Below are 26,917 nucleotides of genomic sequence, written 5' to 3' on the forward strand. Positions count from 1 at the left end.
GCAGCGAAGCCGGTCCCCTGTCCGGCTGGTGGTAGTCTCGCCCTCTCATGAGGCCTGAGCCTGCGGTCTTCACCAACGCCGTCCGACGACGTCGCAGCCCTCTCCTGCTCACCACGTCGGTGCTGCTCTTCGCGACCGCTCTCCTCTGCCTCGCCCTGGGCCTCCTGACCCGTCAGGCCAACCCCCTTTTTGCGAGCATGATCCTGGGCGCGCTCTTCGCGCTCTCCCTGCGCCTCCCGCGGAGCGAGATCACGGGGACGGCGACCGTCGACGCGCGATGGCTCCGCTTCGAGGACGAACGCCTCGTCGAACTCACCGAGATCCAGATCGCCCTGATGAACCCGCGCCCGGAGGGCCCACCTCACGTGCGCCTCTACCGGCGCGGCTTTCGTCCTGTCGTGGAGCTCCAGCTCCCCAGCGAGGCGGAGGGAACCCGGTTGATCGAGGCCCTCGGGCACCACGCATCCCAGAGCGTGGCCGTGATGCGGCTCCCTTTCCGGCACCTCGCTCATCCCCGCGGCATCTTCTTCTGGGTCGCGTTCGTGCTGGCTGTGTTCTGGCTCGAACCACCCCGTTACCTGGGCATGCCGACGACCCTCTTCGTGATCCTGGTCGCGCTGGTGGTGCAGGCCGCCATCCACACCACCTTGCACGTGGGTCTGGATGGCCTCCTTCTCACGTCCCTCGGGATCCGCCGCCTGATCCCCATCGGCGACCTCGCCGCCATCAGCTCCTATGAATCGATGCTCCAGAAGAACCCCGAGCGTGGCCTCGACCTGCTGCTGACCTCTGGCGAGAAGGTGCGCATCCCCATCGAGGGCAACCTCTTGTGGTCGAGCTACACCGTGGAGATCGTGGAGCGCCGCATCCTGGACGCGATGGAGGCGCACCGCGCGCGCGCCAGCTCGGACGACCTGCGAGGGCTCCTCGATCGGCTCGCGCCCACCGGGAAGAGCACGCAGACCTGGCTGACGTCGCTGCGCGCCCTGGGGAGTGGCGCGAGCGCCGGCTTGCGTGAACCGGCGGTGCCGCAGGATCTCCTCTGGCAGGTGCTGGAGACGCCCTCACGGCCGGCGACCCTGCGCGCCGCTGCGACGGTCGCGCTGTCCGCTGTGGAGGGCGTGGAGCGCTCCAGGCTCCGCATCGCGGCCCGCTCCGTCGCCGAGCCCAGGCTCCGCTCCGCGATCGAGGCGGCTGCCGACGCACGCGAGAGCGACCTGGAAGCCGCGCTCGATGCGCTCGCCACCGACGAAGACGCCCGGGGGCGTGCCCGCCCGCGTGCGGCTCGACCACCGTGGTAGGGTCTTCGACATGAAGAACGGCTCCGCCGTGCGCTCCGAACTCGTGCAGCCCAGCGACGACGGCACCCAGACGGCACCCTCGGCGCGTCCAGGATGACCGCGAGCGAACCGCACCAGGCCGTCGAGGCCGGCCCCTTCATCACCACCCACGCGAGCGTGCGCCGCACGCCGGGGTGGCATGCCGCCTTTTCCTGGGCGTCCATCGCCCTCTTCGCCGCCCTCACGCCCGCGCTGTTCTTCCTCGGCATGACGAAGGTGGCGCTCTTCCTTCTCTTGGGAATCGAGGCCGCACTCATCGCACGCCCCTACCTTCCACTCGCAGAGCAACCCGGCACCTTGCGCGCCGACACCCGAGGCGTGCACCTCGATGGCCAGCTCCTCGTCGCCCGCAACGACATCCGCTCCTCCCTGATCCTGCCCCGCCGCGATGGGCGTGCCATGGTCCGGCTGGAGCACGGCCGAGCGCGAAAACGACTGGAGCTTCTCGTCGCCAACGAGGCCGACGCGAACAGCCTCCTCCAGGGCCTCGAGCTCGGCACCTCGCGCGCCATCAGCCGCATCGTGTTGCCCCTGCGTCATCTCGTCCCGCCCTTCGACGGTGTCGTCGTCGTCGGCGTGATGTTGATGATGGTCTTTCTCAGCACCTTCCTCGTCAGCAACATCCTGGCGCACCCCGAGGTCTTCACCGTGGGCCCCCTCGCCGCCGTGCTCCTCCTCCAGCGCCTGCGCACGCACCTGACCATCGCCCCCGATGGCCTGGTGATTCGCTCGTTCGGCATCAGCCGCTTCGTTCCATTCCACGATCTCGTCGGCTGCCACACGTATGACGTCCGTGCGGAAAGTGGCTTCATGAAGCGGGGGCATGAGGTGGGCGTGGTCCTGTCCCTCAAGACGGGTGAGATCCTTCGCCTGCGCGTCGAACTCTCCCACTGGGGCTCCGAGGTCTCCGTGACCGGCCTGCGAGCGCGCATCGAGGAGGCCTGGCGCGCGCACGACGCTTACCGGACCGTCGACGCCGAGCGGATGGCCGAGCACCTCGCCCCCGCCGGACGGCAGCTCGACGACTGGCTCGACGCCCTCCGCCGCCTGGGCAGTGGCGCGAGCGCTGGCCACCGGAACGCACCGATCCCTGCCGACCACCTGTGGCGCATGCTGGAGAACCCCTCCAGCCCGCCCACCGTGCGCGCTGGCGCCGCCGTCGCCCTCTCCGCGTCCCCCAGCGTCGATCACGAGCGGCTCGCGAACAGCGCGCGCGCCATCGCGCAGCCTCGTCTGCGCGTGGCGATCGAGGCGAGCGCCGGCGCGCGTGAAGCGGAGATCGAGGCCGCGATGGAAGCCCTGGCCCTGGAGGAAGAGAAGGCCGCCAAGCGTCCGCGTCGTCGCTTCTTCGACGGAGCCTCACGCTGACCCTCGGTTTCCCCGTCGCCCCTCGCGTGGGCGCCTGCGACCGGGCCCCTGTCTGACAAAGGCGACAGCGCTGTCAGGGCAGGGCGACACCCCTGTCCGACGGAGGCGACGCTCTCTGGCCAGGAGAGACGCTGCAGCCCACGGACGGACGAGAACCTGCTGCGAACAGGCCTGCCAGTGCCTCCATGCGGACATCGAGGGTGATAGGCTCGCCATCGTATGAGGACCGAGCACATCGAGTTCTCCGGCACCGCCCTCGTACGATGGAACCCCTGGCGGATCGTCCTCTCCGACGTACCCCTCGTGCTTGGCCTGATCGGCGTCGTCACCTCCTACCAGCGGGGAAAGCTCCTGCGCGTCCTCTTCGCCCTCTGCCTCGTGCAGATCGGCTTGATCCTGCGGAACACCCCGCCGTGGGAGCGCGACGGCCGCCTGATCGTCCACCCCGAAGGCATCGACTTCGACGGCCGGCGCCTCGTCGATCGCGCCTCGATCCACCACGCCCTCCTCGTCCCGCGCCCCGACCAGCCACCCCTCGTGCGCATCGTGCGTCGTGGCCTCGAGCCCTCCATCGACCTCCGCGTCCGCGACGACCAGCAAGGGCAGCAGCTCATGCAGGCCCTCGGACAGCACGCCTCTCAATCCGTGGCCGTCCTGTCGCTCCCCCTCCAGATCCTCGCCCACCCCATGGGCTCGATCATGATGGCAGGCCTCGCCATCACCGTGCTCGTCGGCGGCATGGCCATCGGCGCGAGCCCGATGACCTGCATCCTCGTCTTCGCCGCCATCACCATCGCGCGCTCCCTCCTCCGCACCCACCTGCACGTGGGGACCGACGGGCTCGTCATCGACACCCTGGGGATGCGCAAGTACGTCCAGTTCCGCGACCTCGTGAAGATCACCCGGTACGAGTCGAGCCACATCAAGTGGACGGAGCGCGGCCTGGACCTGATGACCCTGCATGGCGAGCATCTCCGCCTCCCCGTCGAGGGGGAGCGTGGCAGGAAGGGCTACACCGTGGAGATGGTCGAACGCCGCATCCTCGAAGGCATGGTGACCCACGCCGCCTCCGATCACGGCGACGAGCAAGCCCTGACCGAGCAGCTCGTGCCCCAGGGCCGCGACGCCAGCGCCTGGATCCAGTCGCTCCGCACCCTCGGCGCGGGCTCGCTGGGGGGCATGCGCCACGCCCCCATCCCCCTCGATCGCCTCTGGCGCGTGCTGGAGAACCCCTCGATGACCCCCCTCGCGCGCATCGGTGCGGCGGTCGCCTTGACCGCCAGCGCCAGCGTCGATCGCCCCCGCATCGCCACGATCGCGCGCTCCGCTGCGGCCCCTCGCCTCCGGGTGGCCCTCGAAGCCTCCCTGGAAGGCCAGGACGCCGCCCTCGCCAGCGCGCTCGACGCCCTCCTCCTGGAGGACGCCGAAGCCCAGAAGGCCGCCGCCGCGTGGCAAGAGCGGAAGGCCCGCGCCAACGAGCGCATCGTCGACGATCGCTACCCCCGGCACATCGCGTGGTGGCGCTCCCGACACTGAGCCAGACGCCCCCAGCGCTGATCCAGGCGTCCCCGGGCTGATCCAGGCATCCTGGCGCCGAACTCACGCCGCGTTTTCGCGCTCCTCCAGCCACTCCGGGATCGCCGTGCGGGTTTTCCTGCATCGCCATCGGCAGCGCCCGGCAACCCGCGTCCACCCCTCGCATGAGTCCTGGTTTTCGCGGCCCAATTGCGACGACGCCCCCGTGCTCGGCTGAGACGGAGGCGTGAGCCTCGGCATCGTAACCAGTGCTTGCAGGCGACTGCGGCTCAGGGCGCTCCGCCCTGGGGCCAGCGCATCAGTCAGCAATCTTTTTGAAGGAGAACCACGACCATGCGCCGCACGATAGCTGGACTCGCTTTCCTTTCGATCACCGCTCTGTTCACGGCCGCCGGCTGCGAAGACGCCGAGGAGCTGGTCAACTGCCAGCAGGTCTGCGCCAACTACCAGGACTGCGTCGACAGCGACTACGACGTCGAAAACTGTCGCAACGACTGCGAGACCAAGTCCGACAACGACAAGGACTACGCCTCCGACGTCCGCGTCTGTGAAGCCTGTCTCGACGGCAAAGCCTGCGCCGAACAGGTCGCGTGCTTCGGGAGCTGCCCGATCTTGAAGTGACCCGACGGGAGACGTGCTCCGTCTGCCCGCGCGACGCCTCGGCGGACCTGTGGGGGTCATGGTGGCGGTCAAGGGTCTGGTGACGAGCCCGCCTGCGCGCGGGTACTCACTGGCCCCAGCGGCCCCCAGCGGCCCTCATCGGCCCAGAGGCCCCTGTCAGCCCTCAGCGACCCCCAGCGCGCTCTCTGCGCGCCCGTCGGGCTGGTCACGACGCCCGGAAGCTCGTCTACACTGCGAGCCATGTCTCGAACCACCCAGGCCCAGGGATTCAGCGACGACGACCTGAAGCTCCACGAGGCCGAGGAGACGATGCCGCTCTTGCAGGCGCGCATCGAGACCCTGCTCGAAGCCTACGTTGCGAGTTCTCCTTCCCTGGCCGAGCGACTCACCATGGCCGAGGAGCTGAGCGTGCTGTTCGCGCGGGCCGACCGGACCATGCAGCAGGTCCACGACGTCCTCATGGCCACCGCGGCGCAGACGGGCGTCGACGCGACGGTGATCCGGCTCGTCGGAGAGATCGACGAGGTGCGCGCCACCTTCACGCGCTACAAAGAGCGGTTCGAGAGCACCCGAGCCATCTTCGGGGATGACACGCCGCAGGCATAGGCCGTCCACGGCGCCATCACCGCAAAGGAACCGCGCCGGATCGCGATCGTCGCAGATTCGCGGTTCATCGTGCCGAGCGCCCCCCTGCGGCCGGGTCACGAACGACAGCAGAACGTGACCGGATCCAGCAGCTTCCCCGTGTTCACCAGCTGCCCCCCTTGCGGCGTGCAGCTCCCCGGTTGGTCCTCACAAACCATGGATGAAGGCACCCTGCCGCGCATCCTCGATGAGAACGATCTCGTTCTCGAGGACGCCGAAACTACAATGCCGCTCCTGGAGGTCCGCATCGAGGCGCTGCTTACGGCATGCCTGCAAGCAGCATCATTGCCTCATGGTGAGCGACTCGCGATCGCCGAGGAACTGGTGACGCTCTTCAGCCGTGCAGACCAGGTGATGCAACAGGTCTATCAAATACTCCAAACGACCGCAGCCGCAACTTGTGTAGATGACACAGTGACCCGTTTGATTGGCGAAATCGATGAGGTTCGAACGACCTTTGCGCTTTGCAAAGCTCAGTTTGATAGCGCGATTTTTGGTGACAGGGGACCGTTCTCTTGAACTCATTCAATGCAACGTGCCGGACGCGAATGTCAAGAAGTGATGGAAGCTGAAACTACTTCAGCAAAGCAAGAGTTGCGTCGCATGCTTGGCCAAAGCGTTGAGTGTCGTGAGAGGAAAATTGGTCAGCTTCCACCACATCCCATTGGCCTTGAGACTTCGATTGATGCTTGCATCGAGAGGGTTGTAATTCCACGGCATATCCAGCCCACCACGGGACCTTGGGATGATGTGATCGATGTCCTTCCCCTTCAGGTCGACCCCCTCCTTTTGCAGCGTCTTTCTGTATTTGCTTGTACTCATGGCACGGCCACAGACCCCACGGAGAAATAGATCCGAACCCGCTGCGACGATGATGATGGCTGTTACTTCTCGGTATCGATCTGCCGCAATTCGGTAGTTTCGTGCTGATTCCTCGAAGGCCCCGCTCGCCGCTCCGTAGGCTGCTGCTGCTCGGTGGTACGCATCTTGGGCAGCTGCCAGATCCAGCGCGATCCGGTCGCCGCGCTCCAGGAGGTCTACCGCCATGTGCTGCATGAGGACCAAGTCGCCCTCCGTGAGGCTGTAGGTCTCGTCCGTTCGCGAGGCAGACCTTTCGCTGCTGCTGAGAGATTGTTCGATGGCGGTGAGCCCGTCGTGCGTACTTCCGCCGCACGCACAGGCGAAAAGGCCTATCGCGAAGAAAAGTTGAGTGAGGCGCATTCGTTTGGCATCGGGGAGCATTGAGGTGCGGTGGTAAGTCTGTGACGAGCGAGCACCCTGCCTTTGAATGAGGCTTCTTGTTCCCAGCAAGGCCGAGGAGCGGACGCCTTGACACATGGCCCTCTGCTTCCAGTGTTTCCTGCGACAGCCCCTGCGCCACAGCCTGCCAGCACCGCAGGCGCTGCTGCGCCGCCCGTAGCAGCGGCGATTCCCCATCCAAAGAGACAGCCCAATCCCGCGCCGCTCGCCGTGTTCTGGGTACGCTTCGCGTCGCAAGCATGCCAGTTCGCCACATCCTGATTGCACTGGGAGAGTTCCGCCATGACTTCCGCATGGATTCGAGCATTCTGCGCTCTACATTCCTCCCATGCGATGCACCGACGCTGCGCTTCGAGCTGATACTGGAGCTGAATCACCTCGGCACGAAGGTAGGCTGCTCGTCGCTCGTCGACGGCGAGGCGTCGATCGAGATCTGCTTGCCTCTGTTCGACGTGTCCCAGTCGTCGGTCCACTCGGGGGCTGCATCCGAACAGTAGAGGAAGGCTGACTGCGGCAATCGGAAATAGTGAATAGGTATTCATGGGGTGACCAGGGCACATCCGGTGGGGAGCGCAACGCGTATTGGAACTCGGCACGCGCACCGGCGCTCATTCGTTCCCAGATATCCCTCGTCTCCTACGCCCCATTGGAATCGCCGTCCGATGATGCACTCGCCACCTGTCATGGCTACGACCTCGAATGCTTCGAAGTCTCTGGGCGGTGCGTGGCTGATGGGGGTCAACATCTGCGGTATCCGAGCTGTCCACGCAGCTGCCATTCGCCTCTCGCCTGAGCCGAGATCGAGACACAGACGCATGACGCACGAGTCGTGGCGAGAACGGTCGTTTGTGCAAACTGTCTCGAGATAGTCGTCGCGGCCATCGCCATCGACGTCACCGGTTGGAGCAAGCGCCGCCGATGATGCAGGAGAGCTGGCGCCGCATGGCTTCGTCAGCTCTGCATGCCACGGTGCGGGGATCGGAGCATTGGGGCTGGGTGGTGCCGCGAAGAAAAAAACTGAGGTTGTAGATGTGGGAGATGTGGCGGGGGAACTGCCACCGCATGCAGAGACGCCGGATGTGATGGTGGCGAGTAAACCGAGTATGCGACTCATCAAGAACTACCCTGAATACACCCTGGTTACAGACTTTCGCAAGAGCCTGCCGGTGTCGGTTCTCATGTCCGATGGAAGTGTCGTATCTGATGTAGGAGGACGCTGGTCCGCCCGTCAGCAAGAGGGCGGATTTGCGTTGGGTTAGGTGCAGATCGCGCCGGATGGCCGTCATCCACTCATGTTCGTGAGCACCTGCAAATACTAGAGTTTTGCTGGTGGTGTCCTGATACAGGAGCGCGCTATCGACAGCAGAACGTCACTGGGTCCAGCAGCTTCCCCGTGTTCACCAGCTGCCCTCCCAAAGGCGTGCAACTCCCTGGTTGATCCTCCAGGAAGGCCCCCGTCACGCTGTTGATCTCAGGATGCATTGCAACGATTTCTCGGCATGATGTTGATTCTAGCGAGGCATACACGTCCTGATCGTTTCCGGAGCAATCCTGCTCTCGATGGACGCCAAGCACCGTTTTGCAACGCGATCCTTCTGCAGGTGCACAGCTACAAGGAATGCACGTGGAGTCATCGGTAACGCCCCCGTAGAAAACGCGCCGCTGACCATAACCGGCGGGGCACTCCTTCCCTTCACTCATTTGGAACAGGCACACCTCGAACCCCGTGAGCGATGCCGCGAGCTTAGGGCCGCAGATACGGGTCCGGTCCGAGCAGGCTTCCGGGGGCTCCAGGGACTTGCAAGCCATCGCCTTTGTCGACCACCCGAACGTAGCTCGGTGAACACTCGTTTCCACCGGTAGGCAACCACCGAGTATCGCTCGTTCGGGGACTACCGACAGGGTAGAATGAATACGATCCACGTTCAGGCATGACCCATCCCAACCCAGAGGAAGCTCGGTGTGCAGTAAGGGTCCTCCACAGCTCGAATCGATCTGGCTCACGCCAAATCCCAAAGGAAACTGACATACGGGAGGCGTGCAGGTGCACGTGCTACAGGTGCCCTCGCTGCTGAGACCTGCATGGCCCTCATAAATGGGAGCTGGAGCGTGGGATGGGCAAGATGGTGCCTCGTCGGGGGGACCGTGCCAGAGAAGAATGGGCCCCTCCCAGCCGATCGGAGCCGGTGGGACACAATCACCCTCTGTGCATGCACAGGGCTCAGCGCATTCGATACAAGGATCAGGGCAGGTGTAGATGTCTATCCGTCCAGTCGTGCATGAAGTCACGACTGTCACAATTCCAATGAGAATCAATACTCGCCTTCGGACGGCGCATGTCTCGGCGTTCGAAAGCATTGTGTTTGAACCTGGATCATCCAGAGAGAGTGACGCATCCGTCATCACGACCTCTGGCAACAAAAGGTCGTTGGCAATGTTGGGACACCCTCTCCTGTCAGCTCTCCGCCTCGGTGAGTGCATGCCCCTGGCTCATTGTGTTTCTGGAATCTGCCGGATACACTACCATAACGCTCCGTGATGAAGGCCTCGACACAATTGCCACGATCGATGTCGACCGTCGTTCCCGTGATGTTTTTTTTGCATATGTGGTCCATGCTCAAGGTGGTGAAGGCGTGGCATCGGCTCGTCTCCGGCGGCAGACATTCGCATGGGCTGCACGCAGACCGATCCTCGACTCCTTCATTGAACTGACGCGCCTCCGGGTACTCCTCGGGACAGGCTCTCGCTTCGGCCGGCCCCACGCCGTAGACACATTGCTGAAACCCTACTGGCCGTTGTGGGCACCCGTTCGCACCTGAGGTGCAAGTTTCGTCGTCGATCGGACCGCAGGCGCGTGCCCGCGTCTCCCACGCGAATGTGACCTCCTTGCTCGGGTGTGGGGCGAGCGGCTCACACTCAGTCAGTGTGGAGGGCCAGAATGAGACACTCCTGGGATTCGTGATCAGCGGAAACGAGAAACAGGAACCATCCCAGTCCGGTGGTGCCAGCACCTCGCGGCTGGGGGCTCCGCAGCGCGTATCCCCGAAACTCATGACCCATCCTGCGGGCAGCTTGCATTCGGGCTGCGTGCATTCACAGGCGTCGCAGCTCCCCTGGGTCTGCAAGCCAGCGTGCCCCTCGTAGGCCAGCAGCGGCGCCGACGGCGGGCAAGGAGGCGCCTCGGCTTCGGGCCCCGACCAGAGCCACACGGGGCCCTTCCAGTGGAGCTGCGGGTCGCCGGAGCAGGCCTCACCAAGACACGACGCAGGGGCCGAGATCGTGGACACCGCGGAGCTGTCGCCCGTACAGGACAGCACCTCCAGGAGGCCAGCGGCCAGCAGCAGAACGAACGACAGCATTCGTGGGAGCGTTCGCATGGACGAATCCCTTTCACGCACGGAGGCGGGACGGTGACGCAGAAGCGGTGACGCCCTTCGCGGAGCGACTTGGGGGTACGGTCGCTCAGCCGTAGCGCTGTCGTCAAGCAATGCATCCAGGGTGCTCGGTCGAAATGAGCATGTGACGACCGAGCACGGAGCGCATTACGTGCGACATGCTTCTTCATTGGTAAAAGACGGCTCCAGAGCGCAGCCGACCAGGGCGGCGCAGAGCCATCTTTCCTTCAGAGCGGTGCTCGATGAAGCAATGAGCAGCCGTACGATCTTTTTTCCCACGCCATATCGAAGCCGCGCGCAAGTGCGTGGCCCTGCCGCAGCGGTCAGCGTCGGTGGCGTACCCTCGCTCCACATCGGGTCGAAGGCGAGCCCCATCGCGACCTGGCGAACGAGCGCGGAGCCGCATTGTGGTGCTGCTCCGCAGATTGCCAGGGGGGGCGCGCCACCCTGCGCATTCCTCCATTCACCTGCCACGCCCGGCTCCGCCCAGCCGACGTGCCCCTCCGTCGCCGGCTCGAGCTGGTCCCGCCCAGCGGCCCCTGGGAGGCCCCGGGTCGGCCCAGATTTCATGGGGCTCGTGAGGCATCCCGCGGCACAGGCGCCCTCCTCGGACGACGGGACCTGGTCACGCGCGCGACGAGGTGTCGTCGGTCGACGGACGGCGCCTGGTCACCCTCGCAACCTGATGCCGCAGGTCGCTGGACGGCACCTCGTTTCGGAGAACACCTGCGGGAGGCGCCGGTAACCCCTCGGGTCGAGGGCGTGACCGGATGACCTAGGCCAGCCACCACCCCCCGGGTGCGAGCCGATCCAGGCGCACTCCGTGGCCGCGCGAAGGTCGTCGGCGAGACGGGGTGCCAGCGGTGGACCTCCGTCGGCAGGTCGAGCGGTGATCCACCTGTCGTCGGTCGTTGCGCCTACCCGCTCACGACGGTGACCTGCGGAAAAAGAAATCGTCGACGCCTGGACCCTGGCGCCGGTGCCCATTCCGACGGTCAGAAGGGGCGAACCCGAGCGGGGGGCGCGCTGGAGGGCATCGCGCGGATCGTCGCCTCGCTGTGCGCTGTGGGAGCGCGTCACCGCCTTCGAGGTGACGCCCCGAAGGTGTCGAGCTGCTTCTGTGCGGCCTGAGCGATGCGCGCCTCCGGGTCCTTGGCAAGCTTCGTGAGCACCGGCTTTGCCGCGTCCGGATCGCAGGCGGCGAGCTGATGGATCGCGGTGACCCGCGTCGGGAGCCGCGTCGCAGGCGCGGCGAGCAGCGACTTCAGGACATCGAACCCGAGGCGTTTCAGCGCAGGAGGCGATCGCCTGTCGGCGCACATGCTCCTCGCGTCGTCCACGTACCCGTCGTCGAACCTGCCCCGGGCGCGTTCATAGAACCTGGCGTCGCGCCCTTGCCCCAGGAGGGGGAGCATGGCCCGGAAGCCCTCGACCTTGAGGCCCGGACAGCCGCTCTTCGCCGCAGCGCTCTGCGCGACGCCAGCGAAATGGTCCGTCCGCTGCAAGTGCGCGCGGAGGAGCTGGCAGACGGGCACGGTGGGCAGCAAGGAGGACAGCGAGATCAGCGCGTGCTCCTGCACCGCGGGATCCGCGTCGCCGAGGAGCTTCAGCAGGGCCTCGCGGACGAGCACCTCGTCGTCGTAGCTCCACGTGGTCTGCGCGACCTCCCTGCGGAACTCGACGACGGGATGCTCGATGAGGGCGCGGACCTCGCCGCTCATGCCGATGCGCTCCAGGTTGATGCTGGAGAGGAGCCACGCAAGCTCGGTGGCGACCTCGGGGTTCCTCTCTCGCTTGATGATCGTCACCAGGGCTCGACCGGTCGGGGTGTCGAACTCGGTGATGCCGATGGAGAGCATCTTCAGCTTGTTGACCGCCAGCAGCCGGAGCCTCTCCCGCGGGTGTTCGAGCAGGTGGAGCAGGGTCGGGAAGGCCTTGTCGCTGGCGAAGAGGTCCTGCTCCTCGTCCCAGGCGTAGTAGCTGCTGCAGTCCGTGGGCAGCCCGGTGTCGTCGTCGTCCACGCAGCTCAGCTCCGCGTTCTGCGCGAGCTCCACGATGCGCGGGTCGATCATGCTCGGCGGGATGGCGCTCACGGCGGCGCCGGTGCCCGCCTTGCCATCGGCCGAAGGCGTCGCTCCGGGGGCCTCCGGCTTCGGGGGCGTGCTGGCCACCACCGCGGAGGCACAGGCCGGGGATCGGGGGGCGCCATCCGTGGTCGCCGCACAGGCAGGGCTCAGCGAGGTGAGGAGGAGCAGGAGTCCGAGCCGCGATCCCCGAGGGTGCATGAACAGGCGCTATCAGCAGCCCTTGGGCGGGTCAATCGAGAGCGCCCCGCGTGATACGCCGCCGTGACGTCGCCTCTCCGGAGCGTCGTCGCGCGCGCCGACGAAGCGCTCAGGGGGCCTTCGGGGTCGGCTTGTCGAGGGCGGTGAGCTGCTGGCTGGCCTGGTCGCGAATCTCCTGGAGCTTGTCCTTCGCGAGGGACTGAAGCACGGGCTTCGCCGCCACCGGATCGCAGATGGCGAGCTGGCGGGTGGCGGTGCGGCGGACGTTGGTGCCGGAGACCTTCTCGTCGGTCAGTGTCTTCGCGATCGTGAAGGCCTTCTTCTTCAGGGGAGGTGGCGTGTCTTTCGAGCGACAGATGGATCCGACCGCATTCGCGAAGTCGTCGCCGAACTCGTTGCCGTAGAGCTTCGCCTCGGCGAGGTGCTTGCTCATCGAGGTGACCGCCTCGTCGCGGAGGCCCGGGCACGTGCTCGATGCAGCGGCGGCCTGTGCGGCGCCGCGGAGGTGGTCGGTCTTCGGGAGGTGGTCACGGAGCAGCGCGCAGAGCGCGGGTGTCGGCTTCCAGACGCCGAGGGTCCGCAGGGCCTCTTGTTGCACCTTCACGCTCTCGTCACCGAGGAACCGAAGGCGCTGTTCGTACGCCCAGGGGCTCTGCGAGGCGGGGAACCTCGATCCGACGATGGCCTCTCGGAGCGAGACGCTCGGGTGCGAGACGAGGGCGCCGAACTCGGCGGAGAGGCCGTGTTGCTCCACGGGGACCTCGGCGAGACAGACACCCAGCGCGGAGAGGACCAGCGAGTGAAAGGGCTTCCGGGTGGCGGCGATGAGACGCGCTGCCACGGCGGCGTCGATCGCTTCGTCGCACGAGATGATGGCGAACGTGGCCCCGGCGACCTGGTGGGCCTTCTCGTCATCGGTATCCAGCAGGGTGAGGAGCATGGGGACCGTGGCGCGCACGAAGTCTGCGTCCGTGAAGTCGTGCTCCATCCATGCCGCGAGGGAAGGGCACCCCTGATCGAGGAACCCAGCGTCGAGCTCGCACGTCGTCGCCGCGAGGAGCTTCTGGACGAGCTGAGGAGGCCCTTCGAGCCGGGGAGGGGTGACCGGCCCGTCCTTCGTGTTCGGCGAGGTGGCCTTGGCGTCTGGCCCTGCGGGCGTGGTCGCGGCGGACGGAGGGACCGCGGGCGTCTCGACGCACGCCACATCGCCCGAGGTGGCGGGCTGGGCGCCGCCGCAAGCTGCGGACGAGAGCGCCGCTGCCGCAAGGAACGAGAACCGTGTGGCGGTGAAGGTCGAGCGCATGAAGGCGAAGGACACGCCGAGCGCCGGGGGGCGTCAAGGGAGGGCGCGTCATCTCGGGCCGCGCCGCGCGGGGCAGGGGGTGTGGACGAGGGGCTACGGGGCGAGGGCGCCGGTGTCGATGCGCTGCATGAAGAGGCGCCAGGTGCCGAGCGGCGGTGCGGCGCGGAAGCTCGCGTAGGTGAAGAGCGTCTGTCCGGCCACGGTGCTGGCGAGGGTGGGGGCCTCGTCGGCGTGCGCATCCTCGGTGAGCTGGAACCGGGCGCGCACGACGCCGTCGACACTGACGAGGGCGCCGCGGAGATCTGCGGTCACGGGGCCACAGGTCCTCCAGCCGAGGACGAAGTGGGTGCCGTCGAACGCCACGCCTGCCGTGCCGAGGTTCACGCTTCCGTCGGCCCAGAAGGGGTTCTCCGAGCCGAGGGCCGGACAAGCTGGATGCTCGGCGACGACGAGGGGGGCAGCGTCGAGCACCACGCCGTCGGTGCCGATGCGCGTGGCGAGGATGCGTGAGACCGGCGTCGTGGTGTCGTGCCAGGCGAGCAGGTACATGCCGCCGCCATGGGCGAGCGAGAACGAACGGGCCTGCGTACCCGCGGGGGTGAGGGGGAGGCCGCCCAGATCGAGGACGGTGCCGTCGGCGGCGACGCGGGCGCCCAGCAAGGGGCCCGGGTCACGGACGTCCTGGATCCACGCGACGAAGTGGTTCGTGCCGTCGAACGCGCTGGCGAGGCGGGTACTCATCGGGCCGTCTTCGGTGACGGCGGGCGCGTGAACGCCGTTCGCGTCGACGGTGGCGGTGACGAGCTGGGTGTCGTCCCGGAAGGCAGCGACGACGGTGGTGCCCGCGGCGCTGGAGAGCGCGGGGGGCGTGCGCGGCTCGACGTAGTGGAAGTAGGGGAAGTGGAGAGGCTGCTGGCTCGACCCGGTGATGCGCGACCCTTGCAGGTAGCAGTCCGACCCGTCGACGTTGTGCACGCAGTCCCACCACGCGAACGTGGTCGCCGTGCCGTCGAAGCTCGCCCGCGGTGAGGTCTGGGTCGACGCGCCCACGCCGATCGCCGTCGCCTCGAGGTCGACGAGATCGCCGCCAGGGCTCGCCCAGCCCGCGAAGATGTCGGTGTGGTCGCTGGTGATGGCGTTGCGATCGTCGCTCCAGGCGAGCACGTAGTCCTGCCCGTCGAAGGTGAGGGTGGGCGTCGTCTGCGCGTTGGCGCTGCGGGAGACGAGGAGGTCCTCGGCGTCGAGGACGACGGCATCCTTCGTGACCCGGGCGGCGAAGATGGACGCTTCGAGGTGGAGGTACTTGCCGTGGCGGTCGTCGCTCCACGCGAGGAAAGCGTGGTTCCCATCCCACGCGAGGGCAGGGTCGCCTGCGCGCTGCCGGAACGCCGAACCATTCGCGAGGACGGGGGGACCATCGAGGGGGATGATGTTCATGCCCATCCGATCGACGAGGCCCTCGGAGCGGCCGCGGCTCCAGGCGACGATCGCGCTCTCGCCTGCGAAGCCCACGGCGAGGCGGCCGTCGTCGGTGAAGTCGCTGAGGAACGGGATGGGCTGAGGGCTGACCGGGGTCCCCTCCGGCTTCATCCACGAGAACGAGAGATCGTGATCGCCACCCCAGACCACCCCGCAGCGGCCGTCGTGGCACGCCATCGCGCGCGGGTAGTCGGGGAGCTGGACGTCGTCGATCAGGTTGCCCGCGGTGTCGAGGGTGGCCCAGCGCCCGCTGGAAGGCGTGCGCCTGCTCCAGGCGACGACGTAGCTGGTGCCGTCGAACGCGACGTCGGTGAGCACGGTCGTATCGCCGTCGAGCACCACGCCCATGGGATCGAGGACGGTGCCATCCGGCGCGATGCGGGCGCGGCGGATGGGCCTCGGATCGGAGACGTCGTCACCCACCTCCTGCCAGACCACGAGGTAGCCCGACGGGCTGCCCGCAATCTTGACGTCCTGGGTGTCGAGCGCGCTGGTGATGACCGAGGTCCCGAGCAGGTCGCCGTTCGGCCCGATGCGCAAGGCGACGAGGCCTGGCGAAGGCGCGGCGGCGCTGGGCCTGGCTTGCTGGCCGACGACGACGAACTCCTCGCCACTCGCGGCGACGTCGAGGAAGCGCGTGGCGAGCGGCAAGGGGAGGGAGGCGCTCGCGTCGAGGACGGCGCCGCTCGGATCCACCCGGGCGCCGTACGCCTTCACGGGACGCGAGTCGGCCCACACGGCGAAATACGTGGCGCCGTTGAATGCCACCGCGGGCATCTCCTGCGCGCCGGTGGCAGGGCCCATGATGGGCGCGTCGACGCGGTGCCCCGGCGGCTCCGTCGGGGGCTCGGTGGGCGGCGGTTCCGGCTCCGGGAGCGGAAAGAAGGGGGGGCGATCCGGGCGCGGCGGTTCGGGCGTCGGCGTCGGGGTGGTGGGCGTCGGCGGTGTGTTGCTGGGGTCCTGATCGGGGGAGCTTCCGCAAGCGACGATGCCTGCGGCGCAGAAGGTCGCGGAGAGCAGGAGCGACGACGGAGGCAGGCGCCTCCTCCGGATGGGAGAACCATGAGGGTGCATGACGGAATCCCTCTCTTCTTGCGAAGGGGTGATGGTCGGAGACGTGATCACGCCGAGACGTGATCACCGTGCAGGATAACGACAGGAACCGCGCGCACTGAAGCGATCTTGCGGATCCGCGTACGGATTCGATCGAGGTGATCGCGGGCCACGGAGCGTCCCTGTGCAGAGGTTGCGCAGGGCCGGCCCAACATGCGCAAGCCTGGCGCATCACGCGCGGCGTCGGCGTGCTGGAGGCGTGGCGCGCGCCCGAGGAAAACGCTGGAAAACCTTCGCCGAGGGGATGCTGGAGACGGAGGTGTGGGTCGCGGCATCGTAACTCGTGGGGGAGCGAGCTGGACTCGCTCTACACGGTGCTGAAGCGCGGGGGGCGCCTGGTCGGTGAGACCTGGCGAAGCTCGTCGCAAGGAGAGCGTGTCGGGATGGAACGTGCGATGCGGGTGACGCTCCTCTGGATCGGCATGGCGCTGGTGACGGCTGGCTGTGAGACCGCCGAGCAGGCCGTCGACTGTCAGAAGATCTGTCAGGCCAACCGGGATTGCGTCGACACCTCGTTCGACGTGGAGACCTGCCGCGCGGACTGCGAAGAGCAGCTCGACACGAACGAGTCGTTCCGGAACGAGGCGAAGGTGTGCGAGGCCTGCCTGGAACGCACGGAGTGCTCGGAACAGGCGGACTGCTTCCTGGAGTGTCCGATCGTGCGATGACGTGGTGGGTGTGGCGGCAAGCGCACAAAGGGGGGAGCGGGGACGGCGTGGAGGAAGGGCATTTCGGCCCTTCGTTCCCCGTCGACGGCGCGACGGTCGTGCGACTACGCTGGCCCGCGCCATGGACGTCCGTGCCGATCCGGCAAAGAGGCGCGTGGAGCGGGGGGGCTCCTGGGTCGCGGTGGTGCTCGCGCTGGTCGCGGCGGCGCTCGCGCTGACGGGGTGTCAGCACGACTGGGATGCCTACGATCCGCGCGGGGGCGAGGCGATCGACGCGACGACCGGCTCCCTGGGGATGGGCGGGGGTGGTGGTGAGCCTCACGCGACGGGCGGGGGTGGAAGCGGAGGGAGCCCAGGTGTGGGCGGTGGCGGGGGGAGCGGTGGATCGCCTACCTGCCCCGGCGGGCACGTGCCGCTCGTGGACGATTTCGACGGCCCGAACCTGAGCCTGGACTGGGTCGCGGGGATCGGGCTGCCCGCATCGATCGCGATCGCCGACGGCGCACTGAAGGTGACGCTGCCCGATCGCGAGGCGATCAACATGTACGGGGGCGTGCGGTCCAGCGCAGTCTACGACCTCACGGGCTGCTCGGTGTTCGCCCGGGTGGATCGGGTGACCAGCGCCAACACACACGCCTTCACGCAGATCTACGCGACCGCCGGCGACGACGTGGGCTTCATCGAGATCGTGCAGATGGCCGGGCGGCTGGTGTTCAAGCAGGTGATCGGCAACGTGAACGAGGAACTCAAGTCGATCCCGTACAGCCCGACGCTGCACGCTTACTGGCGGCTGCGCGAGGCAGGGGGGATGAGCTACTGGGAGACCTCGCCGGACGGGCACGCCTGGGTGATCCAGCACCGCGCGCCGAACCCCGTGTCGCTCGGCTCGATCCGGGTCGGGCTGGGCGCCGGGATCTACCAGGTGGAGCCGAGCTACCCTGGAGAAGCGCACTTCGGGTCGGTGAACGTGGCGCCCTGACACCACCCACGAGACGCGCTGGCGTGCCCGGGTCGAAGGCGCCGTGCGCTCGGGTCGGGAGGGCGGCGGGCGACGGGGACGGGCCGCCGGATTTCAGCAGAACTCCGCGGGAAGGCGATGACGCGCCGCATCGGCGGGGTGTACAAGGCGCCATGCGCCACTTCCTGACGACGCTCGACTACTCACGCGACGAGCTCCAGGGCTTTCTGGACGTGGCGGCCCGCATGAAAGCAGGGCCCCACGACAAGCCGCTGGAGGGCAAGTCCATCGCCCTCCTCTTCTTCAATCCCTCGCTGCGGACGCGCACGAGCTTCGAGCTCGGCGCCCACCAGCTCGGGATGAAGGCCATCGTGCTGGAGCCCGGCAAAGGGGCCTGGCCGATCGAGTTCGAGGACGGCGTGGTGATGGACGGCGACCCCGAGGAGCACGTGCGCGAGGTGGCGCGGGTGCTGTCGCGTTACGTCGACGCGATCGCGGTGCGGGCGTTCCCGAAGTTCCAGCGGTGGGAAGACGACCGCGAGGACCGCGTGATCCGCGCGTTCGCCGCGCACGCGACCGTGCCGGTGATCAACATGGAGACGATCACCCACCCCTGTCAGGAGCTGGCGCTGCTCTTGACGCTCCAGGAGCGGCTCGGCCGCACCGACGGGAAGAAGTTCCTCCTGACGTGGACCTACCACCCCAAGCCGCTGAACACCGCGGTGGCGAACTCGGCGCTGATCATCGCGGCGAAGTTCGGGTTCGACGTGACCCTGCTCTGCCCGACGCCCGAGTACGCGCTCGATCCGCGCTACATGGAGGCCGCCGCGTCGCTGACGAAGGCCCAGGGGCGGAGCTTGACGGTGACGCACGACGTGGACGCGGCCTACCAGGGCGCCGACATCGTGTACGCGAAGTCGTGGGGAGCGCTGCCCTACTTCGGGCGCTGGGCCGACGAGAAGCCCATCCGCGACGCGCACCGCCACTTCATGGTCGACCAGCGGAAGATGGAGCTGACGCCCGATGGGCTGTTCTCGCACTGCCTGCCAGTGCGTCGGAACGTGAAGGTCACCGACGAGGTGCTGGACTCGCCGCGCGCGATCCACATCGACGAGGCGGAGAACCGGATTCACGTGCAGAAGGCGATGATGAGCGCACTCCTCGGCGGCCGCTGAGGGGCGCTGGGTGCGGAGAGGAGCGACGATGAACCAGCAAGGTGGCGCGAAGAAGACGGCGGTCCTGGCGTTCTCCGGGGGGCTCGACACGAGCTTCTGCGTGCCGTGGTTGCAGGATCGGGGCTACGAGGTGGCGACGCTCTTCGTCGACACCGGCGGCGTGGACGCGGAAGAGCGGGCGTACATCGAGGAGCGGGCCCGCGCGCTGGGGGCCGTGCGCCACGAGACCTACGACGGCGCGCAGAACATCTGGGACGACATCGTCGTGCCGCTCGTGATCGGCGGGCAGCTCTACCAGGACACGTACCCGCTCCTCGTGAGCGATCGCTACATCATCGTGGAGCAGTCGCTTCGGCTCGCCGACCGGCTCGGGACGAAGGTCTTCGCGCACGGCTGCACCGGGATGGGCAACGATCAGGTGCGCTTCGACCAGACGGTGCGCTCGCTCGGCGACTACGAGATCGTGGCGCCGATTCGCGAGATCCAGCACGAGCACACGGCCGTGCGCGCCTACGAGGCGAAGTTCCTGGAGGAGCGCGGCTTCGCCGTGCGCGGGAAGACGACGCGCTACTCGATCAACCAGAACATCCTCGGCGTGACGGCCTCGGGCACGGAGATCGACGAATTCCAGGCCCCCGGCGACGAGACGTGGACGCTGTGCGCACACCCGACGAAATGGCCCAGGGAGGCGCTGCGCGTGACCATCGGCTTCGAGCGCGGCGTGGCGGTGACGCTCGACGGAAAGGCGACCCCGGGGCCCGCGATCCTGAAGGCGCTGAACGAGCGCATGGGCGCCTACGGCGTGGGCCGCGGGATCTACACGGGCGACACCACGATCGGCCTGAAGGGCCGGATCGTGTTCGAGTGCCCGGGAATCACCGCGCTGATGGTGGCCCACCGCGCGCTCGAAGAGGCCGTGCTGACGGCGCACCAGAACTCGTTCAAGCCCACGGTGGCGAAGAAGTGGGTGGAGCTGGTCTACAAGGGCTTCTTCTTCGAGCCCCTGAAGGCCGATCTGGAGGCGTACCTGCGCGAGAGCCAGGCGTTCGTGTCCGGCGAGGTGACGCTGGAGACGTGGGGCGGATCGGTGCTGCCGGTGGCGGTGTCGAGCGACCACATCCTGCGGCACAAGGGCGCCGTCTACGCGCAGAGCGCCGACTGGGGCGCGGCCGAAGCGGAGGGCTTCATCAAGCTCTACGGGATGAGCTCGACGCTCTCGGCGGCGATCAACAAGCCGGCGCGCGGCGGCAAGGTCACCACGAAGGAATGAGCGGACCGATGAGCGAGGGCGCCGTGGGCGTCACGGACGACGCGGTGGCCCGGGTGCTGGGCCACCTGGAGCGGCTCGTGGGGTTCGACACGCGAAACCCGCCGCGCGCGATCGATGGTGGCGGCCTCTTCGCGTACCTGCGCGAGGCGCTGCCCGGGTTCCAGGTGGAGGTGCAGGACCTCGGCGAGGGGTGCGTGTGGCTGCTCGCGCGCCGTGGGTCGCCGCGGGTGCTGTTCAACGTGCACGTGGACACGGTGCCGGCGGATCCCGGATGGACGCGGGATCCCTTGCGCCTCGCCGTGGAGGGAGACCGGGCGGTGGGGCTCGGTGCGTGCGACATCAAGGGGGCGGCGGCCGCGCTGCTCGTCGCCGCCGCGGAGACGGACGGGGACGCGGCATTCCTGTTCAGCTCCGACGAAGAGGCGGGAACGTCCCGCTGCATCCGCGATTTCACCGCGCGCCACCGCTTCGACGAGGTGATCGTCGGCGAGCCGACGTCGTGCAAGGCGGTGCTCGCTCACCGGGGGATCGGGACGGCCACCGCGTCGTTCCGTGGCGTCGGTGGGCATGCGTCGAGCGCGCGGGCGCTCCACGACAGCGCGGTGCACGAGGCGGTGCGCTGGGCAGGGAAGGCGCTGGAAGAGGCGGAGCGATCGGAGCGCGCGGCGGCGGAGGGCGGCGCGTTCGGAGGCCTGGTGGGGCTGCGGCTCAACCTCGGGATCATCGAGGGGGGCCTCAAGTCGAACATGATCGCCGCGCAAGCGTCGGTGCGGTTCGGCGTGAGGCCGCCCCCGTCGCGGCATCCCGCGGCGGTGATCGACGCGCTGGCTGCACTCGCGCCGGATCCGTCGCGGATCACGGTGACGAAGGGGTTCCTCGCGCCCCCTTTGCCCGCCGATGGTGAAGCTGGGCTCGCGCGGGGCAAGGCGCTCGCGGCGCGCCATGGTCTCACCGAGGGCGCGGCCGTCGACTTCTGGACGGAGGCGGCGCTGTTCTCGGAGGGAGGCGCCGCGGCCGTGGTGTTCGGCCCTGGCGACATCCAGCAAGCGCACACCGCGGGAGAGTTCGTGCCGCTCGCGGATCTCGCCGCGGCGCTGGCCACCTACAAGCGGATGCTCGCTGGAGCGGGAGGGCCGTCGTGACCGGGAACGCCTCGACGCAGGAGCTGATCGTCAAGCTGCTGCGCAACCTCGGGAGCCGCAAGGAGGTCGAGCAGTACCTCAAGCAGTTCTCCAGCGTGGAGTCGCGCAAGTTCGCGGTGATCAAGGTCGGCGGCGGCATCATCGCCGAGGATCTCGACGCGCTGGTCTCGTCGTTGACCTTCCTGTCGAAGGTGGGCCTGACGCCGGTGGTGGTGCACGGGGCGGGGCCTCAGCTCACCGAGGCGCTCAAGCAAGCGGGCCTCGGCGCGACGACGGAGGAAGACGAGCCGAAGAAGACCTCGCCGAAGGCGCTGGAGATCGTGCGCCGCGTCTTCCGGACGGAGAACCTGCGCCTCGTGGACGCCCTGGAGGCGATGGGGACGCGCGCGCGGCCGATCATCAGCGGGGTCTTCGAGGCGGAGCTGGTCGACAAGAGGGCCTACGGGCTCGTCGGGCGGGTGACCCGGGTCCATGGCGAGGCGATCGACTCCTCGCTGCGCGCGGGGCACCTGCCGATCATCGGGAGCCTGGGCGAGACGCCCGCAGGGCAGATCCTCAACCTGCCCACCGACGAGACCACACGAGAACTGGCGGCGTTCCTGGAGCCGTTCAAGATCGTGATCCTCTCGCGCAAGGGCGGCTTCTTCGACGAGTACGGCGATCTCATCCCCGGCGTGAACCTGGAGGAGGACTACGCGCCGCTCCAGGCCGAGGCGTGGGTACCGCGGCTCATGCGCGTCCGGCTCGACGAGGCGAAGGCGCTCCTGGAGCGGCTGCCGAGGACGTCGAGCGTGTCGATCACCTCGCCCGATCAGCTCGCCAAGGAGCTGTTCACCCATAAGGGCTCGGGGACGTTGATCCGGCGCGGTGAACGGATCGTCCGGCACGACACGATCGACACGGTCGACAAGGACCGCCTCTCGGACCTGCTGGAGTCGAGCTTCGGGCGGCGGCCCGTGATGGACTACTTCAAGGTGAAGCCCTTCTTCCGGATCTACCTGTCCGACAGCTACCGGGCTGGCGCGATCCTGACCACGGAGAGCGGGGTGCCCTACCTCGACAAGTTCGCGGTGACGGCGGAGGCGCAAGGGGAAGGGATCGGCGGGTCGCTGTGGCTGCGGATGGCGCGCGAGAACCCGAAGCTGTTCTGGCGTGCGCGCATCGACAACGAGGTGAACCCTTGGTACTTCCAGCGCGCCGACGGCTCGTACTCGAACGAGAAATGGACGGTGTTCTGGTACGGCATCTCCGACTTCGACGAGATCCGGGCCTGCGTGGAGCGGGCCCTGTCGATGCCGGCGACGCTGAAGGAGCACAGCATCGGGGTCGTCCCCTGAGGGGCGGCTGAAGGAGAGACGCGGGTGGCGCTCACGGGCGGAGCAGATCGGATCGGCGTGGGCCTCGTGGGGGCGCGCGGCTACACCGGGGCGGAGCTGGTGCGGCTCCTGGAGGCGCACCCGCGCTTCCACCTGGCGTTCGCGTCGTCACGGCAAGGAAAGGGAAAGCCGCTCTCCTCGCTGTGCGAGGGAGCGGAGACGGCGCTCCTGGTCGAGGAGCTGGGCCCCGCTGACGTGGCAGCGCGCGGGAGCGCTGGCGTCGCCGCGGTGATCCTGGCCATGCCGAACGGGCAAGCCGCCGCGTACGTGGAGGCGATCGAGGGCGCCGGCGCCGAGGCGATCGTGGTCGATCTCTCGGCGGACCACCGCTTCGACGCGCGCTGGGCGTACGGCCTGCCGGAGCTCGGGCGCGCGAAGCTCGGCGCGGCGCGTCGGATCGCGAACCCGGGATGCTACGCGACCGGCGCCCAGCTCGGGATCGCCCCAGCGCGAGGCCTCCTTTCAGGGCCGCCGCACGTGTTCGGGGTGTCGGGGTACAGCGGGGCGGGGACGACCCCCTCGGACAAGAACGATCCCGAGAAGCTGCGCGACAACCTGATGCCGTACGCGCTGACCGGTCACATCCACGAGCGAGAGATCGCGCACGGCCTGGGGATCGAGGTGTTCTTCACGCCCCACGTGGCCCCGTTCTTCCGCGGGATCACGCTGACGATCTCGATGCCACTCGCCGCGCCCGTATCGGTCGAGGCGCTGCGCGCGCTGTACCTGGAGGCCTACGCCGCCGAGCCGCTCGTCCAGGTGCAAGACGAGATCCCGCTGGTGCGTGACGCGGCGGGTCGCCACGGGGTCACGATCGGGGGCATCACCGTCGACGCGGCAGGGCGGCGCGCGGTGGTGGTGGTCACGCTCGACAACCTGTTGAAAGGGGCTGCGACGCAGGCGTTGCAGAACCTGAACCTGGCCTGTTCACTGCCCGAGCTGCTGGGGGTGCCCTCGTGACACGACCGATCTGGGACAAGGGAGGCGCGGCCGTCGACGAGGCCGTGCAGCGCTTCTGCGCCGCCGACGACGTGGTGCTCGACCGCGAGCTGTTCCCCTTCGACGTGCGCGCCTCCGTGGCGCACGTGAACGGGCTCGCCCGGATCGGCGTGCTCTCGGAGGAGGAGCGGGTCGCCCTGGTCCGTGAACTCGGCCAGATCGGAGAGGCGTTCGCCGAAGGCCGCTTCGTGCTGGATGCGCGCTTCGAGGATGGTCACTCCGCGATCGAGCACCTGCTCGGCGAGCGGCTGGGTGACGTGGGGCGCAAGGTCCACACGGGGCGCAGCCGCAACGATCAGGTGCTGGTGGCAGCGCGCCTGTGGCTGAAGGAGCGCCTCGGCGCGCTCGGGGCACTGTGCCTCGACGCTGCCGGCGTGTGCCTCGACCGCGCGACGACAGGAGAGCGGGTCCCCATGCCCGGCTACACCCACCTGCAACGCGCCGTACCCAGCTCGCTGGGGGCGTTCTTCGCAGGCCACGCCGAGGCGTTCCTCGACGACGCCGAGACCGCGCGCGCCGCCCGTGCGCGGGTGGATCAAAGCCCGCTGGGAACGGCAGCAGGCTACGGCGTGAACCTGCCCCTCGATCGCACCGGCGTCGCCGCAGAGCTGGGCTTCTCGCGCGTGCAGGTATCACCGATCTACGCGCAGAACAGCCGGGGCAAGCTGGAGCTGCTCGGCCTCACCGCACTGCACCAGGCGACGCTCGACGTGCGGCGCCTCGCCTGGGACCTGTCGCTGTTCTCGACCGCCGAGTTCGCCTTCGCGCGGCTGCCAGAGGCCTACACCACCGGCAGCTCGATCATGCCGAACAAGCGCAACCCCGACGTGGTCGAGCTGCTGCGCACCCTGCCGGCCGCGGTGGAGGGGGCGATGGCCGAGCTGTCGGCGACGCTGTCGTTGCCGAGCGGCTACCACCGCGATCTCCAGGCGACGAAGGGGCCGGTGCTGCGGGCCTTCGGGCGTGCGCTGGACGGCCTCGCCCTGGTGCCCGCCTTGCTGGAGCGGGTCACCTTCGACGAGGCGCGCATGCGCGCCGCGATCGACCCGACGATGTACGCGACCGATCGCGCGGTGGAGCTCGCGGCCTCCGGGACGCCGTTCCGTGACGCCTACCGGCAAGCCGCTGCCGAGATGGCCGGGCTCGCCGGCAGGTCGCCGGAGCAGAGCTTGTCGGCGCGCGTCTCCCCGGGAGGGATGGGCGCGCTGGGGCTCGAACAGCTCACGGCGCGCCTCGCCGCACTGCGCGCCAGCTCCTGAGCCACTTCCGGAGCAGAGGCGCCTCCACGGGTCTTCCAGGGGCGCCTCTGAATCAGGACCTCCCGATACTCCGTCGGGACTGAAACAGACCATGACGTAAGGGCGGTGACCTGGACCCACCGGACGCGTGCCGGGGAACCTCTGGACCCACCGGACGCGTGCCGGGGAACCTCTGGACCCACCAGACGCGTGTCGGGGAACCTCTGGACCCACCAGACGCGTGTCGGGGAACCTCCGGGAGGTTCAAACGCGTGTCGGGGAACCTCCGGGAGGTTCAAACGCGTGTCGGGGAACCTCCGGGAGGTTCAAACGCGTGTCGGGGAACCTCCGGGAGGTTCAAACGCGTGTCGGGGAACCTCCGGGAGGTTCAGACGCGTGTCGGGGAACCTCCGGGAGGTTCAAACGCGTGTCGGGGAACCTCCGGGAGGTTCAAACGCGTGTCGGGGAACCTCTGGGAGGTTCAGACGCGTGTGGGCGCTCACCTGGACCCACCAGGCTGCCGTTCGGGGGTTGCTCGATGAGCCGTGCCGGGCGGTCGCCGCCCAGGCATCACCGAGAGACGTCCTCCTCGCCGAGGCCGAGCCGGCCCTTCTCGCTGACTGCGGGCTCGATCGCTCGGTGATCAGCGCTGCGCGGCCGCGGCCCAGGCGTCGCCGATGAACTTCATCATCGCGGGATCCATGTGGTTCTTCTCGGCGACCGATGGCTCGTTCTCGTACATCTTCTGGAGCGAGGCGCGGATGCCCGGATCGCCGCCCGTGAAGCGCTCGATCAGCTCCTTCCAGCGCGCAGCGAGCTTCTGCACCTCGGGGTGCGCCGGCTCGGTCCCTTTCTCCATCTCCGCACGCACGGCGGCGATGAGCTTCGGCCACTCGGCCTCGGTCTCACGGATGACGTCGTCACCGAGCGCTTCGCGGCGCGCGGCGAGCTTCTGGAGCTGCTCTTCGGAGTAGTACTTCTCGAACATGATCATCGCCTCCATCGTCTTCAACAGGTCGTCGGGGGATACGGCTTCCTGCCGCTCCAGGGCCGTCGCGAGGCTTTCGAGCCGCACGGCGAGCCGCGAGAGGTGCTGGATCCGATCGCGCACGCGCACGAGGTGATCTGCGACGACCTGGGCGGCCGAGGTGCCTCGCCGCTTCAAGGTGTCGCCGATCTCCTCGAGCGAGAGCCCGAGCTGCCGCAGTGACAGGATCTGCTGCAAGCGCAGGAGATCCTCCGGCCCGTAGAGCCGGTGACCCGCCCGAGAGCGGTGGGATGGAGAGAACAGGCCAATCTCGTCGTAGTGGTGGAGCGTGCGGACCGAGATGCCGGTGCGCTTCGCCAGCTCGCCCACCTTCCATCGGCGCAGGTCGCTTTCCTGTCGTTCCCGGGTGGTCATCGTCACACGAGGGAGGCTAGGACCTCACGTAACGTGAGGATCAAGGGGGGGAGCACGCGAAAAAGATGCGGTTCCGACGTCGTCTGAGCGTGTTGACCCTCATCGGGTGATGGTGGCCGAGTGGCTCACATCGTGTTCAATCATCGCTGGTGTCGCAGTGGTGAATGGGTCCCCCAGGGTGGTGAATGATTCACCTGGTACCTACGATGCCCGTCGCGTGTCCTCGTGGTGGGCGACACGCTCGGTGCGAGTAAAAATCCGCACGGATTGAGGCTGGAAACGCACTTCGGTGGTCTCGCTCTCTTTGCATCGAGACGGCACGAACACTGCACTGTTCGTTGAAC

20 protein-coding genes are annotated in these 26,917 nt (G+C 68.0%); 15 read left to right on the top strand and 5 right to left on the bottom strand.

All coding sequences use genetic code 11. The annotated features are described in order from the left end of the window. Nucleotides 1-47 precede the first annotated feature (47 nt). The 6 genes from CMC5_RS21145 (at nucleotide 48) to CMC5_RS21170 (ending at nucleotide 6,029) form a co-directional block, all read left to right on the top strand. On the top strand, nucleotides 48-1,301 hold the full coding sequence (locus CMC5_RS21145; RefSeq protein WP_050432115.1) for a hypothetical protein: 1,254 nt from the start codon (nucleotides 48-50) through the stop codon (nucleotides 1,299-1,301). Nucleotides 1,302-1,394: 93 nt separating this feature from the next. Then, nucleotides 1,395-2,708, top strand: a complete 1,314-nt coding sequence (locus tag CMC5_RS21150; RefSeq protein WP_050432116.1) for a hypothetical protein — start codon at nucleotides 1,395-1,397, stop codon at nucleotides 2,706-2,708. Between the two features lie 219 nt (nucleotides 2,709-2,927). Beyond that, a complete protein-coding gene (locus CMC5_RS21155) occupies nucleotides 2,928-4,244 on the top strand; it encodes a hypothetical protein (RefSeq protein WP_050432117.1) in 1,317 nt (438 codons plus the stop codon). A 333-nt stretch (nucleotides 4,245-4,577) separates the two neighbouring features. Continuing rightward, on the top strand, nucleotides 4,578-4,865 hold the full coding sequence (locus CMC5_RS21160) for a hypothetical protein (protein ID WP_050432118.1): 288 nt from the start codon (nucleotides 4,578-4,580) through the stop codon (nucleotides 4,863-4,865). A 240-nt stretch (nucleotides 4,866-5,105) separates the two neighbouring features. Further along, nucleotides 5,106-5,471, top strand: a complete 366-nt coding sequence (locus tag CMC5_RS21165; protein WP_050432119.1) for a hypothetical protein — start codon at nucleotides 5,106-5,108, stop codon at nucleotides 5,469-5,471. 195 nt (nucleotides 5,472-5,666) lie between these two features. After that, nucleotides 5,667-6,029 (top strand): hypothetical protein, encoded by a 363-nt coding sequence (locus CMC5_RS21170; protein WP_050432120.1) that lies wholly within the window; start codon nucleotides 5,667-5,669, stop codon nucleotides 6,027-6,029. A 60-nt stretch (nucleotides 6,030-6,089) separates the two neighbouring features. Here CMC5_RS21170 and CMC5_RS21175 read toward each other — a convergent pair whose 3' ends face one another. Next, nucleotides 6,090-6,752, bottom strand: a complete 663-nt coding sequence (locus CMC5_RS21175) for an HNH endonuclease signature motif containing protein (RefSeq protein ID WP_156338762.1) — start codon at nucleotides 6,750-6,752, stop codon at nucleotides 6,090-6,092. A gap of 311 nt (nucleotides 6,753-7,063) precedes the next feature. Here CMC5_RS21175 and CMC5_RS21180 point away from each other — a divergent pair, with 311 nt between their 5' ends. Next, nucleotides 7,064-7,267: a hypothetical protein gene (locus tag CMC5_RS21180; protein ID WP_050432122.1), complete on the top strand. Its 204-nt coding sequence runs from the start codon at nucleotides 7,064-7,066 to the stop codon at nucleotides 7,265-7,267. Between the two features lie 3,974 nt (nucleotides 7,268-11,241). Here CMC5_RS21180 and CMC5_RS21185 read toward each other — a convergent pair. From CMC5_RS21185 to CMC5_RS21195, 3 genes are all read right to left on the bottom strand, one after another. After that, nucleotides 11,242-12,450 carry a HEAT repeat domain-containing protein gene (locus CMC5_RS21185; protein WP_050432123.1) on the bottom strand — a complete coding sequence of 403 codons (1,209 nt, stop codon included), beginning with the start codon at nucleotides 12,448-12,450 and terminating at the stop codon, nucleotides 11,242-11,244. A 109-nt stretch (nucleotides 12,451-12,559) separates the two neighbouring features. Next, a complete protein-coding gene (locus tag CMC5_RS21190; RefSeq protein WP_218920017.1) occupies nucleotides 12,560-13,753 on the bottom strand; it encodes a hypothetical protein in 1,194 nt (397 codons plus the stop codon). A gap of 93 nt (nucleotides 13,754-13,846) precedes the next feature. Further along, on the bottom strand, nucleotides 13,847-16,306 hold the full coding sequence (locus CMC5_RS21195) for a hypothetical protein (protein WP_156338763.1): 2,460 nt from the start codon (nucleotides 16,304-16,306) through the stop codon (nucleotides 13,847-13,849). A 422-nt stretch (nucleotides 16,307-16,728) separates the two neighbouring features. Here CMC5_RS21195 and CMC5_RS21200 point away from each other — a divergent pair, with 422 nt between their 5' ends. The 8 genes from CMC5_RS21200 to argH all read left to right on the top strand — a co-directional run bounded on the left by CMC5_RS21200 (nucleotide 16,729) and on the right by argH (nucleotide 25,192). After that, on the top strand, nucleotides 16,729-17,013 hold the full coding sequence (locus CMC5_RS21200) for a hypothetical protein (RefSeq protein ID WP_050432126.1): 285 nt from the start codon (nucleotides 16,729-16,731) through the stop codon (nucleotides 17,011-17,013). 121 nt (nucleotides 17,014-17,134) lie between these two features. Next, a complete protein-coding gene (locus CMC5_RS44780; protein ID WP_050432127.1) occupies nucleotides 17,135-17,992 on the top strand; it encodes a hypothetical protein in 858 nt (285 codons plus the stop codon). A 152-nt stretch (nucleotides 17,993-18,144) separates the two neighbouring features. Beyond that, complete coding sequence (locus CMC5_RS21210; protein ID WP_050432128.1) at nucleotides 18,145-19,146, top strand: N-acetylornithine carbamoyltransferase; 1,002 nt, start codon at nucleotides 18,145-18,147, stop codon at nucleotides 19,144-19,146. 28 nt (nucleotides 19,147-19,174) lie between these two features. Continuing rightward, nucleotides 19,175-20,416, top strand: a complete 1,242-nt coding sequence (locus tag CMC5_RS21215) for an argininosuccinate synthase (RefSeq protein WP_050432129.1) — start codon at nucleotides 19,175-19,177, stop codon at nucleotides 20,414-20,416. Between the two features lie 8 nt (nucleotides 20,417-20,424). After that, a complete protein-coding gene (locus CMC5_RS21220) occupies nucleotides 20,425-21,558 on the top strand; it encodes an acetylornithine deacetylase (protein WP_050432130.1) in 1,134 nt (377 codons plus the stop codon). Then, nucleotides 21,555-22,895, top strand: a complete 1,341-nt coding sequence (locus tag CMC5_RS21225; protein WP_050432131.1) for an acetylglutamate kinase — start codon at nucleotides 21,555-21,557, stop codon at nucleotides 22,893-22,895. The genes CMC5_RS21220 and CMC5_RS21225 overlap by 4 nt, the downstream gene beginning before the upstream one ends. Nucleotides 22,896-22,919: 24 nt before the next feature. Beyond that, on the top strand, nucleotides 22,920-23,894 hold the full coding sequence (argC, locus tag CMC5_RS21230) for an N-acetyl-gamma-glutamyl-phosphate reductase (protein WP_050432132.1): 975 nt from the start codon (nucleotides 22,920-22,922) through the stop codon (nucleotides 23,892-23,894). Beyond that, on the top strand, nucleotides 23,891-25,192 hold the full coding sequence (argH, locus tag CMC5_RS21235; protein ID WP_050432133.1) for an argininosuccinate lyase: 1,302 nt from the start codon (nucleotides 23,891-23,893) through the stop codon (nucleotides 25,190-25,192). The genes argC and argH overlap by 4 nt, the downstream gene beginning before the upstream one ends. Before the next feature lie 622 nt (nucleotides 25,193-25,814). Here argH and CMC5_RS21240 read toward each other — a convergent pair. Next, a complete protein-coding gene (locus tag CMC5_RS21240) occupies nucleotides 25,815-26,573 on the bottom strand; it encodes a MerR family transcriptional regulator (protein ID WP_050436034.1) in 759 nt (252 codons plus the stop codon). Between the last annotated feature and the right edge of the window lie 344 nt (nucleotides 26,574-26,917).

The organism is Chondromyces crocatus (assembly GCF_001189295.1).
Lineage (GTDB): Bacteria > Myxococcota_A > Polyangia > Polyangiales > Polyangiaceae > Chondromyces > Chondromyces crocatus.